We start from the raw sequence: 13,019 nt of genomic DNA, 5'->3' as shown, positions 1-13,019 counted from the left end.
GTACGCCACCCGGAGCAGGGCGGTTCCGGCCGTCCGGCCACCCGTCCAGCCGGCCCGGGCGACCAGCCCGACCTCGCCGGTTCCCGCGACGAGCCGCGCTCCCGGCCCTCCGCCACCCGGCCGCCCACCGCCCCGCCCCGCGCCGAGCCCGACCGGCCGCAGCCGGACCTCACCGCCCGTCCCGAGGCCCGTGCCCCGCAGTGGCCGGCACGCCCGGACGGGCACCGGCCGGGACCCGATCGGGGTCCGGCACCGCCGGCCGACCACCGTACGCCGCCGGCACCGCCGCACGACCGGCTGGCGGCGCCGGGCGATCCCCAGGCGGCACCGGGCGTACGCAGGCCGGCACCGCCGGATTCGCCCAGGTCCTCGCCGCCGGCGCAGTGGCCGGTACGGCCTGCCGCGCACCCGCCTGCCCCGGTCGGTGACGGCCGGGAGACGGCACCCGTCGAACCGGCCGCACACACGCGCCCCGACGCCCGTCCCCGGTTCAACCCGGAACGACCCGGCCCCGTGCCGCCGCCGGCTGCGCCCGTCCGCCCCGGTGACGGCCCGGCCCTGCCCCGAACCGGCGACGCCCCACGACCCACGTCTCCTGCGCCGGGGTCCGGCGTGCCTGTCGCGGGCGCCCCGGCTCCCGGCACGGGCACCCCCGTGGCGCCGTCGGCAGACCGGAGCGAAGGCGCGACCCGGCCGGGACCACAGCAGGACCGGACCGGCGATCGTCACGGCCCGCCTCCCGTCGATCGGGCGAACCCGGTTCCGGCCGCGCCGGCTCGTCCGGCACCGCCGGCCTACCCCGGCGCCACACCTGCCGGGGCGCCCGCCGACCAGTCGGCCGTACCCGCGCCGGCCGGTCCGGCCGAGCCGGCCATGCCCACGCCCACCGACCCGGTGGAGCGCCAGGTCACCCCACCGGTTCCGATCGTCTCCCGAGCCGCCGCCGAGGCGGGCGTGGCCAGCCGGCCCAACGCCGAGGCGGGCGCGACCAGCCGGCCCGAGGCCACTGTGGACGGCGCGGTCACGCCGGGCACGGCTGCCGATCGTCGTCAGTCCGAAGTAGCCGCCCTGCCCACACCGGCCACCGAGGCCGACCGTCAGGAGGGCGTCGTGGACGCCGCAACGACGGCCGGCACAGCACGGCGTGAGGCCGGGGAGACCACCGCCCGCACCGTCGAGCCGGCGGAACGGGCAGAACGGGCAGAGCACGGCCCGACGGACAAGACCTCCCCGGTCACGGCCTCCGGCGCCGAGGCGTGGTTCCGCCCGAACCAGCCCGTCCCCCCACCCTCGCAGAACGCGGAACCGTCAGAGATCTTGGAAGATTCCGGCCCTTCCGGGGGCCCTTTCGTACCAAGATCTTCGACGGACGGGGCCGAGCCGGCGACCGGCGATGCCACGCGGGGGCCAACCAACGTGGCGGCGCAACCCGTCGGCGCACCCGCCACGGCCGCCGCCACGCCGTCCGAAAGGAAGCCCGGCTCCGGGGAGTCCACAAGCAGCGTCGGCGCAGCGACATCCACCGCTGGTGGGCCGACCGGCCCCGCCCCGGAGGCGACGACCGAGCCCGCGCCCACCACCGAGCCACCGCGCGTTTCCGCACCGGCCGCCGGCACACAGGTGGACGCCGCGACGACCACCGGTCCGGCGGCCGGGCACCCGCGCACGCCCGCCCGCGCCGCTGACGACGAGCAGGGCACGCCAGGCGGGGCGCCCACGGACCCTGGAAACGCAGACCTCGGCAACGCGCATCCCGGGGACGCTGACCGCGCACCGGCAGGCGGCACGCCGATATCGGCCGACGCCGATCGTGCGGAGGTCACGCCCACCGCACCCGCAACCGGCGACAGTCCCGGCAGCACGGCGGATCCGGTCGACGCCGGCCACACCGACGTGACGCCGGCCCGGCAGGCGGCCGACGACGAACCCGCGCCCAGCCGCACCACGACCGGCGCCACCGCAACCGCCGAAGCCGACACCACGGGACCTGCCGAGGGCGGCCACACCGGCATCGCGCCCACCGAGCCCGCACCGGCAGACGAGCCTGCCACCGACACGGCCGAAACCGCCGGCACGCCGCAGGACACCCCGGTGACGCCCGCCGGGACGGCGACCGACGAGCCCGCCACCGAACCCGCCGAACCGGAGCACGACAGCGAGCCGGCAGCACGACCCGACCCGGCCGGCCGGACCGACGACGCGCCGTCTCCGCGTACCCCCGAACCGGCGGCGCCGCCCCCGGCGGACCCGGAGCAGGCCCTCGCCGCTGTCGCCTGGCGGCTGGACCCGCGGACGCTGCGCGAGGAGGCGCCCGATCCGGCGCGGCTGCGGGTCATCCGGGACGGGCTGACCGGCAAGCTGGACACGGCGCTCGACAACCGCAGCCGGGCCCGGCTGCTCAGCCTGCGCGCGGTGGCGTCCCGGGTCCTCGGTGACCTCGACGACGCGCTGGACGACGCGCGGCTGGCCGTCACGTATGCCGAGGCTACCGGCGAGTTTCGGCGGACCGCGCTGGCCCGCGCGCGGCTCGCCGAGGCGCTGCGGTGGCGGGGTGACCACGCGGAGGCGGACCGGTTGTTCGCCGAGGCGAACTCGCCGGAGCTGCCGGACCGGCTGCGCGCGCTGCTGCACGAGCACGCCGGGCGTTGCTGCTACGACCAGGGCCGGCTGACCGAGGCGTGCCTGCACTTCGAGCGGGCGCTGGACCTGCGTCACGGCGAGGACGCGCAGCTCAACGCCCGGGTCGAGGTCGCGCTGGACGCGGTCGCCGAACGGGCCGCCGCCGACGGGTTCGGGCCCGCGCCGCGCCGGCCCGAGGAGGTGCTCGGCACGCCACGTCCGCCGGTGGCGACGTTCGACGAGGAACAGCGGCTCTGGGGGTACGCGGACGCCGACGGCGAGATGGTCATCGCGCACCGGTACGCCGAGGCGCAGCCGTTCCACGAGGGACTGGCCTGGGTACGGCGACCGGAGGCGTCCCGCTGGGCGCTGATCGACACGTCCGGCGCGGCGCTGATCGAGGCGAACAACGGCTACCGGTCGGTGCTGCCCTTCTCCGACGGGCTGTCCTGGGTGTCGATGGACGGCAAGAGCCGGTGGATGGCCGTCGACCGGATGAACATCGTGAAGATCCCGCCCGGCTACGAGGAGGCCCGGCCGTTCCGCAACGGCCTGGCGGCGGTACGGCAGAACGGCGGCTGGGGCGCGGTGGACCTCGCCGGCGAGGTGGTGGTGCCGACCCGCTACCACCGGATCGGCACGCCGCTGGCGGACGGGCGGGAGGCCGACGGGTTCACCGCCGACGGACTGGCGGTGGTCGAGCTGGCCGGCCGCCGGGGCGTGGTGGACCGGACCGGACGGGTGGTGGTGACGCCCGCGTACCCGACGGTGGTGGTGCACCCGGTGGCGTTCCTGTTCGCCGCCGAGTCGGGCCGGTGGGGGGCGCTGGACCGGCGCGGCGAGCCGCTCATCGACCCGGTGCACCCGGGCCGCTCGGCGGTGGTCGCGGAGATCGACAGACTGCTGGCCGACGCCAGCCCGGTGCTCTGACCCGGGCGGGTCTAGGGTCGGAGCATGGAATTCCGTCACCTGGGCCGCTCCGGCCTGATGGTCAGCGAGATCTCGTACGGCAACTGGATCACCCACGGCTCGCAGGTGGAGGAGGACGCGGCGGTCGCCTGCGTCCGGGCCGCCCTCGACAGCGGCATCACCACCTTCGACACCGCCGACGTGTACGCGGGCACCCGCGCCGAGTCGGTGCTCGGCCGCGCGCTCAAGGGCGAGCGTCGCGAAGGGCTGGAGATCTTCACCAAGGTCTACTGGCCGACCGGTCCCGGCCGCAACGACAGGGGTCTGTCCCGTAAGCACATCATGGAGTCGATCGACGGTTCGCTGCGTCGTCTCCAGACCGACCACGTGGACCTCTACCAGGCCCACCGCTACGACTACAGCACGCCGCTGGAGGAGACGATGGAGGCGTTCGCCGACGTCGTCCACTCCGGCAAGGCGCACTACATCGGCGTCTCCGAGTGGAAGGCGTCCCAGCTGCGCGAGGCGCACGCGCTGGCCCGCGAGCTGCGCATCCCGCTGATCTCGAACCAGCCGCAGTACTCGATGCTGTGGCGGGTCATCGAGACCGAGGTCGTCCCCACCAGCGAGGAGCTGGGCATCGGCCAGATCGTCTGGTCGCCGATGGCCCAGGGGGTGCTGTCCGGCAAGTACCTGCCGGGCCAGCCGCCGCCGGCCGGCTCCCGCGCCACCGACGAGAAGTCCGGCGCGGGGTTCATCGCCCGGTTCATGACCGACGACGTGCTCACCCGGGTGCAGCGGCTCAAGCCGCTGGCCGAGCAGGCCGGGCTGACCATGCCGCAGCTCGCCGTCGCGTGGGTGCTGCAGAACCCGAACGTCGCCTCGGCGATCGTCGGCGCGTCCCGGCCGGAGCAGGTGCACGACAACGTGAAGGCGGCGGGCGTGAAGCTCGACGCCGACCTGCTCAAGGCGATCGACGAGATCGTCGAGCCGGTCACCGAGCGGGACCCGGCGAAGACCGAGAGCCCGGCCCAGCGCCCGTGACGTCGCGTCGTTCCCGGGCCGGTTCGCGCCGGCCCGGGGACGACCGGTCCGGCTACTCCCAGAAGCGGATCAGGGCGTAGCCGATCTGGTACAGCTCGCGCGGCAGGCCGAGCGCGTCGCCGACCGCGAAGACCGCGCCGAAGAACACCCTGTTGATCTGCGGGCTCCACAGCAGCGCGAACAGCAGGATGAAGCCGTACGGGGCGAACAGGTCGTACATCCGCCGGTAGGCGGGACTGAGCCAGGGCTGGAGCATGTTGCCGCCGTCCAGGCCCGGCACCGGCAGCAGGTTGAGCACGCTGGCGGTGAGCTGGAGGAACGCGAGCAGTCCGACGCCGGCCCAGAACTCCAGCGGCCCGCCCAGTTCCGGCCCCCACGCCACGGCCGCCACCAGCACCAGCGTGAACAGCACGTTCGTGGCGGGCCCGGCCAGGCTGACGAGCGTGTGCCGCAGCCGGCCGGGGATGGAGTGCCGGTCGACCCAGACCGCGCCGCCGGGCAGGCCGATGCCGCCGAGCAGCACCACGACGACCGGCAGCACGATGGACAGCAGCGGGCTGGTGTACTTCAGCGGGTTGAGCGTGAGATAGCCGCGGTGCGCGATGTCCCGGTCGCCGGCCCGGTACGCGACCACGGCATGCGCGTACTCGTGCAGGCAGAGCGAGACCAGCCAGCCGGAGACGACGAAGAGGAACACGTCGAAGCCGACGTTGCCGTACCGGTTCCAGGTCATCACCCCGGAGGCGACGAAGAGCGCCACCAGGGCCAGGAAGATCGGGCTCGGCCGGAACGCCGCCCGGGGCACGCCGAGGACCAGCGGCTCACCCGGGCGGTCGTAGCCGGTCATTCGGCCGGGGGTTGCAGGCTCATCCGGTAGTCCACCCGGTCGTCCTCGACGAGCACGACTGTGGTGACGCCGGATGCCGCGAGCTCCCGCCAGGTCTGGCCGATCCACGACTCGGCGTCCGCCTGGCTCGTGAACGATTCGGCGGGTCCGTCGACCGCGTCGCCGTTCGTGCCCTCGTACCGCCAGCTCCACGCCATGCCGCGTCTCCCCTCGCCGCCGTCGTCCCGCAGGACGCCAAACCTCCGCAAGCCTAGTCGCCCGCCCACGACGCTTCACCCCTCGACCGGCGCGGGCCGACGCGCGGGTGCCCGCAAGGTTCGGCCGTCACCAACGGGGTATCCACGCCCGACGTCGTCAGCGAGGGAGGACACCATGCGGCCGTTGCGGGAGATGGACACCGAGGAGGTGCGGGCGATGGCGGTACGCGGCGGCATCGAGGCGGCCCACGAGATGGACCGGGAGGAGCTGCTCGACGCGCTCCTCGCCCGCCCCGGCGAGGGAGCCTGGCAGGAGGATCCGAAGCCGGTTGACGTGAATCCCAACGACTATCGCTTCGAGGCCCCCGAGCGCCGACCGCGATGAGCCACCTCTCACTGCCCCGCCCGGGCGGCGGCATCTAAGGTACGGGGCATGTCCGTTGACGGGTGGCACACCCTCCTCGTGCTCGGCGGTATCCGCTCCGGCAAGTCCGAGTTCGCCGAGTCACTGGTCGCCGACGCGCCCACGGTCCGGTACGTGGCCACCGCCCCCGCCGGGGACCCGGAGGACACCGAGTGGGCGACCCGCCTCGCGGCGCACCGCGCCCGCCGGCCGGGAAGCTGGACCACCGAGGAGACGGCCGCGAACCCGGGCCGGCTGGTCGAGGTGATCGCCAGCGCCGGACCGAACGAGACGCTGCTCGTGGACGACCTGGGCGGCTGGGTGACGGTGCTGCTCGATCCGGCCCACCAGCCGGCCGACGACACCGCCACGATCACCGAGCTGGCCACGGCGGTGCGCTCCACCGCGGCCCGGGTGGTGCTGGTCAGCCCGGAGGTGGGCCTGTCCCTGGTGCCCACCACGCCGCTGGGCCGGGCGTTCACCGACGCGCTCGGCGCGACGAACCGCGCGGTCGCCGACGCCTGCGACGCGGTCGCGCTCGTGGTCGCCGGGCAGACCGCGTGGCTCAAGCCGGCCACCCCGGCGCACGCCGTGCCGCCCGCCGCCACGTCGCCCGAGGCCGCGTCGATCCACACCGCGCCGGCCTGGGCCACCACGAACCAGACCGTGTCGGCCCAGGCCGTACCGGCCGACCTCGGCGCCGGGGACGTGACGCTGCCCGAGGTGCTCACCCCCGCCGCCGCCCCCGTGCCCGCACCGGCCACCCCCGAAGCACCGGATACCGGCGACTGGGCCGCACCGACCATGGCGCTGCCGATGATCGCCACCGGCCTGGTCATCCAGCCGGGCATGGAACTGCCGATGCCCGACGACTACACCGGGCCGCAGGCCGTCGACCGGCTCGCCACCCTCGACCTCCCCGGCGCCGGCCTCGGCGTGCTGGAACAGGTGGTCGGTTTCGCCGCCGCCACCCAGGGCACCTCGACGCCGCGTCCGTGGGACTCGGTTCGCGTACTGCTGATCCAGGGCGACCACGCGGGCGGCGCGTCGGCCGGCGCGACGCCCGGTGAGTCGGGCCGCCGCGCCCGGCAGGCCCGCGCCGGCCGGGGCGCGCTGGCCCGGCTCGCCGCCGAGAACCGCGCCGGCCTCCAGATCGTCGAGGCGCCCGCCTCGGCGCCGATCGAGGACGGTCCGGCGCTGTCCGCCGACGAGGTGGAGGCGGCGCTGCGCTACGGCTGGCGGCTCGCCGAGCAGGCCGCCGACGCGGGCGTGCGGTTGCTGGTGCTCGCCGCGTGCGGCGCGGGCGCCGAGACCGCCGCCGCGGCGGTGCTCGCGGCCACCGCGGGCGCGGAGCCGCCGACGGTGCTCGGCCGGGTGGTCACCGAGCAGGGCGAGATCGACGACGCCGCCTGGATGGTCCGCTGCGCGGCGGTGCGGGACGCGCTGCACCGCACCCGGCGCTCCGCCCGCGAGGCCAAGGACGTGCTGGCCGAGCTGGGCGGCGGCGACATCGCGCTGGCCACCGGCGTGCTGCTGGGCGCCACCGCCCGCAAGGTGCCGGTGCTGCTGGACGGTCCGGTGGGCACCGCCGCCGCCATGGTCAGCCGCGACCTGGCCGGCCAGGCCCGGCACTGGTGCCTGCTGCCCGACCACGGCGGCCGTCCGGGCGTACGCCTCGCCGCCGACGTGCTCGGCCTGACCCCGCTGGTGGACCTGCGGCTCGACCTGGGCGAGGGGGCGACCGCGCTGGCCGCGCTGCCGCTGCTGCGCTCCGCGCTGACGCTCGCCGCCACGCTGCCGGTGCACCCGTCGCTGGGCGGCCCCGACGACGACACCGACACCGACACCGACGACGGCCGGACCGGCGACGAACCGGACTTCGCCGAGCCGGAGCCGGCCGGCCCGGGCCCGGCCACGACCGGGTCCGACGAACCGGTCTCCCCCGGCCGACGTGCCGACTGAGGCACGGCTCGCCGACGGCATCCGGCTGGCGCTCACCACGTTCACCACCGCACCGGTACGCGCCGGACGCGTCGACCGGGCCGCCGCGGGCACCGCGATGGCGCTCGCCCCGCTGGTCGGGGCGCTGCTCGGCGCCGTACTCGGCGGGGTGCTGCTGCTCACCGGCGCGCTCGCGCCACCACTCGTCGCCGCCGTGGTCACCGTGGGACTGGGCGCGCTGCTCACCCGGGGCCTGCACCTGGACGGGCTGGCCGACACCGTGGACGCACTCGGCTCGTACCGGCGCGGGCCGGCCGCGCTGGAGATCATGAAGCAGCCGGACGTCGGCCCGTTCGGGGTGGTCGCGCTGGTGGTCGTACTCCTGCTCCAGAGCGCGGTGCTCGCGGAGCTGGCCGGCCGGGGGGCGCTCGCCGCGTTCGCCGCCGTGGTCGCGGCCACCGCGGCCGGGCGGCTCGCCGTCGGCCTGGCCTGCCGGCGCGGCGTGCCGGCGGCCCGGCCCGAGGGCCTGGGCGCGCTGGTCGCAGGCACGCTCGGGTGGGGCGCGCCGGCGCTCGGCGCGCTCGCCGTCGCGCTGGCGGCCGTGCCCGCCGTCCCGGACCGTCCGTGGCAGGGGCCGCTCGCCGTGCTCGGCGCGCTCGCCGTCGCGGCCGGGCTGCTCCGGCACCTGGTACGCCGCTTCGGCGGCATCACCGGCGACGTGCTCGGGGCGCTCGTGGAGGTCGTCACCACGCTGTCCTACCTGGGACTGGTGCTGACCGGCTGAGCGTGACCGGTCCGGGCGGGTAGCGTTCGGGGCGAGTGCACCGGCGCGGTCGAGGGGGACGGCATGCTCATCACGGACGACTTCCTGCCGGTACCGGTGCCCGAGTCGCTCGACGCGACCTACCTGGTGCCGATCACCGGGCTGCCGAAGGTGAGCCCGAAGACGGCTGTGGAAGGGCTGGCCGGACGGCTCGCCGAGCCGGTGCACGGGCTGGCCCGGCAGATGCTCGACAGCCCGCTGATGACCGTTGACACCCGTACCGTCGACGAGTTCCCCGAGCTGCCGCCGGACCTGCTCACCGCGTTCGGCGCCACCGAGGAGCAGCTCGCCCGGCTGGCCGCCGCCACCCACCTGGTGGTGGTGCAGGCCGAGTACCGGCCGGGCTGGCCGCCCGCGCACGAGTGGGCGGCCCGCGCGGTGGCCGCGGCGGTCGCCGAGACGGTCGGCGGGGACGTGGTGGACGTCTTCGGGCTCCAGTTCCTCGACCCGGCCACGGCGTTGCGTTCCCTGCCCGACGAGCAGGGCCGGATCCGGCTCGTCGACTGGGTGCTGGTGCCCTACTCCTCCGACGCCGACGGGTTGTGGTTCACCACGAAGGGGCTGCGCCGGTTCGGGCTGCTGGAGTTGCAGGCCCAGGGCGTACCGGACCACCTGACCCGGGCGTGGGGCGCGGTGATGACGGGCGCGGCCCGGCGGTTGCTGCGGGACTGGACCGACGGGCTCACCGGCGAGGAGGTGCCGGCGTTCGTGCAGCTGCCGGTGCTGGCCACGGTGACCGGGCACGACATCGCCGTCGCGTACGGCAATCCGGAGCAGCACGGCGCGACCGCGCCGGTGCTGCTGCGGCTGGAACTGGACCCGGCCACCGACCCGGACGCGGACTCGTTCCTGAGCCTCAGCCCGCCGCCCGGGCATCCGGGGCCGCCCGGCCGCTACTTCGCCGCCGCCTGCGCGACGCTGTTCAACGGCATCCAGCCGGACGTGCGCTACACCCGCACCGGTGACGCGATGAGCCGCGCGGTGGAGACCGCCCGCGCGGCGCTCGGCGACATCCGGGCCCGGTTCCTGGCCGGGCGGCTGCCCGACGAGAGCCAGCTCGTGGTCAAGTACGGGCTGCCCGGCGACGACGGCCCCGAGTACGTCTGGGCCGGGGTGACCTCGTGGGACACGCCGGAACGGATCGTCGCGGCCAGCGCCAGCGACGCCAACACCGACCCGAGCGTGCGGATCGGCTCGCCCGTGGTGGTGGAGGCGTCGGACGTGGTCGACTGGGCGGTGCTGGACGGCACCGGCGTGCTGGAGGGCGGCTGGACGCAGGCGGTCCTCGACGCCGGGGAGCGCGGCGAGGGCTGACCCGCGCTGCTCAGCGCACCGACGGCTCGACGAACGGCGGCCTGGTCAGGCGCATCCGGGCCCGGCGGCCCCGGATGTCCACCTCCAGCTCGTCCCCGTCGGGCAGCTTCGGGTCGGTGTCGACCAGCGCCAGCGCGATGCCGTGCTTGAGCGTCGGGCTGAACGTGCCGCTGGTGACGGTGCCGACCCGCCGGTCGCCCGCGTACACGGCCATGCCGGGTCGCGGGATGGCCCGGTCGACGGCGGCGAGGCCGCGCAGCGTACGGGCCGGGCCGGCGGCCTTCTCGGCGCGCAGCGCGTCGCGGCCCCAGAACGCCGGCTTGTCCCAGCCCACCGCCCAGCCGGAACGGCCCTGCACCGGGGTGATCTCCGGGGAGAGGTCCTGTCCGTGCAGCGGGTAGCCCATCTCGGTGCGCAGCGTGTCCCGGGCGGCCAGGCCGCAGGCGCGTACGTCGCCTGCCGCCGCGAAGAGCGCGTCCCAGACGGCGACCGCGTGCTCGGACGCCACGACCAGCTCGAAGCCCAGCTCGCCGGTGTAGCCGGTGCGGCAGACGGTCAGCTCCACACCGTCCAGCGTGGCGGTGGAGAAGCTCATGTAGTCGTGCCCGGTGGGCAGCCCGAGCGCGCCCAGCAGGTCGGCGGAGCGCGGCCCCTGGACGGCGAGCACCGCGTACGCCTCGTGCTCGTCGGTGACGGTGACGCCCTCGGGCGCGGCGGCGCGCAACCGGCGGGCGACCTCGGCGGTGTTCGCGGCGTTGGGGATCAGGAAGACGTGGTCGTCGGCGTGCAGGTAGGCGATGATGTCGTCCACCACGCCGCCGGTCGCGTCGTCGCAGCAGAGCGTGTACTGCGCCTGGCCGGGGCCGATCCGGCCGAGGTCGTTGCTGAGGCAGGCGTTGACGAAGTCCGCGGCGCCCGGCCCGGTGACCCGGATCTTGCCCAGGTGGGAGACGTCGAACACGCCGACGCCCTCGCGGACGGCCGTGTGTTCCTTGAGCACGCCGCCACCGGCGTACTCGAGCGGCATCTGCCAGCCCCCGAAGGGGGCGAACTTCGCGCCGAGCGCGGTGTGCCGCTCGTGCAGCGGGGAGCGGCGCAGCCGGGTCTCGGCGGCGTCGGAGGTCACCTCGGTCATGGGTGGCAACTTACCGGCCGGGGCCGCTGTGGATAGCATCGGCGGGATCCCGTCGGCACGCATCGGCGGGACAGCCACGCCTCCCGGCGGGTAGGTTGCCGCCGGAGACACCTTCATCGCCGGTACGCGACGACGCGGCCGGCCCGGCCCGCCCGGAGTAGCTTTCGTGACATCGCCCCGCACCACCCTCAGCCTGGTCGACACCGACCCCGCCGAACTCGCCGTCGACGCGATCGTGATCGGCGTGCACAGCCAGACCACGGAGCCGGGCAGCGGCGCACCCGCCCGCGCCCTGCTGCTGGCCACCGGCGGGGAGAGCATCGCCGCCGCGTTCGACGGAAAGCTGACCGAGACGCTGGCCCTGCTGGGCGCGACCGGTGGCCCGGGCGAGGTGATCAAGCTGGCCACGCTGGGCACGGTGACCGCGCCGCTGGTCGTGGCGGTCGGCCTCGGCCCCGAGCCGTCGGGCGCCGCTCCGGCGCCGGAGTCGCTGCGCCGGGCCGCCGGCGCGGCGGTGCGGGCGCTGGCCGGCGCCTCGCGCGTCGCCCTGGCCCTGCCGCTGCCCGACGACGCCGACGCCCCGGCCGCGCTGCGCGCGGTCGCCGAGGGCGCGCTGCTGGGCGGCTACCGGTTCGCCGGCTACAAGACCAAGCCGCAGCCGGCCCGGCGGGAGCCGGTGGCCGAGGTGCTGGTGGCGGTGCCGGACGCGGCCGACGCGACCGCGCAGGCCGAGGTCGCGCGGGCGCAGGCGGTGGCCGGCGCGGTGCGGACCAGCCGGGACTGGGTGAACACCGCGCCGAACGAGCTGCGTCCCCCGGCGTTCGCCGACGTCGTCTCCGCCGCCGCCCGCGAGGCGGGGCTGGAGGTCGAGGTGCTGGACGAGGCGGCGCTGGCCGCCGGCGGCTACGGCGGCATCCTGGCCGTCGGGCAGGGCTCCGAGGCCCCGCCGCGGCTGGTGAAGCTCACCTACACCCCCGAGGGCGGCGGCAACGGCAAGCGGGTCGCGCTGGTCGGCAAGGGCATCACGTTCGACACCGGCGGCATCTCGATCAAGCCGGCGCAGGGCATGTGGGAGATGAAGTCGGACATGGCCGGCGCGGCGGCGGTGGGCGCGGCCATGCTGGCGGTCGCGGCGCTGAAGCCGTCGGTCACGGTCACCGGCTACCTGCCGATGGCGGAGAACATGCCGTCGGGCACCAGCTACCGGCCGGGCGACGTGATCAGCATGTTCAACGGCAAGAAGGTGGAGGTGCTCAACACCGACGCCGAGGGCCGCATGGTGCTTGCCGACGCGATGGCGCGGGCCTGCGCGGACGGCGCGGACTACCTGTTCGAGACCTCGACGCTGACCGGCGGGCAGGTGATCGCGCTGGGCAAGCGGATCGCCGGCGTGATGGGCACCCCGGAGCTGTGCGAGCGGGTGCGGTTGGCCGGTGACGCGACCGGCGAGCCGGCCTGGCCGATGCCGCTGCCGGACGACGTGCGCAAGGGCATGGAGTCCGACGTCGCGGACATCTCGCAGGTGAACGCCGGGATGGACCGGGCCGGGCACATGCTCCAGGGCGGCGTGTTCCTGCGCGAGTTCGTCACCGACGACGTGGCGTGGGCGCACATCGACATCGCCGGTCCGGGCTACCACTCGGGCGAGGCGACCGGCTACTGGACCAAGGGCGGCACCGGCGTGCCGGTGCGTACGCTCGTGCACCTGGTCGAGGACGTCGCCACCAACGGCTGACGTGTAAGGAAGGGCCCCTTCTTAACGCCTCGCGTTGTAGAAGGGGCCCTTT

General features: G+C 75.7%; 11 protein-coding genes. 7 read left to right on the top strand and 4 right to left on the bottom strand.

Going from position 1 to position 13,019, the window contains the following annotated elements; genetic code table 11:
• Window positions 1-794: 794 nt before the first annotated feature.
• Entirely contained in the window at window positions 795-1,034 is a 240-nt protein-coding gene (locus AB0D28_RS00230) for a hypothetical protein (protein WP_357380586.1), read from the bottom strand.
• An 859-nt stretch (window positions 1,035-1,893) separates the two neighbouring features.
• Here AB0D28_RS00230 and AB0D28_RS00225 point away from each other — a divergent pair.
• Window positions 1,894-3,549: a WG repeat-containing protein gene (locus tag AB0D28_RS00225; RefSeq protein WP_357380584.1), complete on the top strand. Its 1,656-nt coding sequence runs from the start codon at window positions 1,894-1,896 to the stop codon at window positions 3,547-3,549.
• Window positions 3,550-3,573: 24 nt separating this feature from the next.
• Window positions 3,574-4,572, top strand: a complete 999-nt coding sequence (locus AB0D28_RS00220) for an aldo/keto reductase family protein (protein WP_357380582.1) — start codon at window positions 3,574-3,576, stop codon at window positions 4,570-4,572.
• A 52-nt stretch (window positions 4,573-4,624) separates the two neighbouring features.
• On the opposite strand, the gene AB0D28_RS00215 is transcribed toward AB0D28_RS00220, so the two are convergent.
• Window positions 4,625-5,419, bottom strand: a complete 795-nt coding sequence (locus tag AB0D28_RS00215; protein ID WP_357380580.1) for a site-2 protease family protein — start codon at window positions 5,417-5,419, stop codon at window positions 4,625-4,627.
• Window positions 5,416-5,616 carry a hypothetical protein gene (locus tag AB0D28_RS00210; protein WP_120568738.1) on the bottom strand — a complete coding sequence of 67 codons (201 nt, stop codon included), beginning with the start codon at window positions 5,614-5,616 and terminating at the stop codon, window positions 5,416-5,418. Before AB0D28_RS00210 ends, AB0D28_RS00215 begins: the two co-directional genes overlap by 4 nt.
• 175 nt (window positions 5,617-5,791) lie before the next feature.
• Here AB0D28_RS00210 and AB0D28_RS00205 point away from each other — a divergent pair, with 175 nt between their 5' ends.
• From AB0D28_RS00205 to AB0D28_RS00190, 4 genes are all read left to right on the top strand, one after another.
• Complete coding sequence (locus AB0D28_RS00205; protein ID WP_030500114.1) at window positions 5,792-6,001, top strand: hypothetical protein; 210 nt, start codon at window positions 5,792-5,794, stop codon at window positions 5,999-6,001.
• Window positions 6,002-6,049: 48 nt separating this feature from the next.
• Window positions 6,050-7,981 carry a bifunctional adenosylcobinamide kinase/adenosylcobinamide-phosphate guanylyltransferase gene (locus AB0D28_RS00200; RefSeq protein ID WP_357380577.1) on the top strand — a complete coding sequence of 644 codons (1,932 nt, stop codon included), beginning with the start codon at window positions 6,050-6,052 and terminating at the stop codon, window positions 7,979-7,981.
• Entirely contained in the window at window positions 7,971-8,744 is a 774-nt protein-coding gene (gene cobS, locus AB0D28_RS00195) for an adenosylcobinamide-GDP ribazoletransferase (protein ID WP_357380575.1), read from the top strand. Before AB0D28_RS00200 ends, cobS begins: the two co-directional genes overlap by 11 nt.
• 63 nt (window positions 8,745-8,807) lie before the next feature.
• Window positions 8,808-10,097: a DUF2314 domain-containing protein gene (locus AB0D28_RS00190; protein ID WP_357380573.1), complete on the top strand. Its 1,290-nt coding sequence runs from the start codon at window positions 8,808-8,810 to the stop codon at window positions 10,095-10,097.
• A 10-nt stretch (window positions 10,098-10,107) separates the two neighbouring features.
• Here the strand turns inward: AB0D28_RS00190 and gcvT are convergent, their stop codons facing one another.
• Entirely contained in the window at window positions 10,108-11,232 is a 1,125-nt protein-coding gene (gene gcvT / locus AB0D28_RS00185) for a glycine cleavage system aminomethyltransferase GcvT (RefSeq protein WP_357380571.1), read from the bottom strand.
• A 166-nt stretch (window positions 11,233-11,398) separates the two neighbouring features.
• Between gcvT and AB0D28_RS00180 the strand changes: the two genes are divergently transcribed.
• Window positions 11,399-12,967 carry a leucyl aminopeptidase gene (locus AB0D28_RS00180; RefSeq protein WP_357380569.1) on the top strand — a complete coding sequence of 523 codons (1,569 nt, stop codon included), beginning with the start codon at window positions 11,399-11,401 and terminating at the stop codon, window positions 12,965-12,967.
• Window positions 12,968-13,019: the final 52 nt, after the last annotated feature.

Origin of the sequence: Micromonospora sp. NPDC048169, from assembly GCF_040652815.1 — a bacterium.
Lineage (GTDB): Bacteria > Actinomycetota > Actinomycetes > Mycobacteriales > Micromonosporaceae > Micromonospora.
This window is presented reverse-complemented; position numbering and strand designations above follow the sequence as displayed.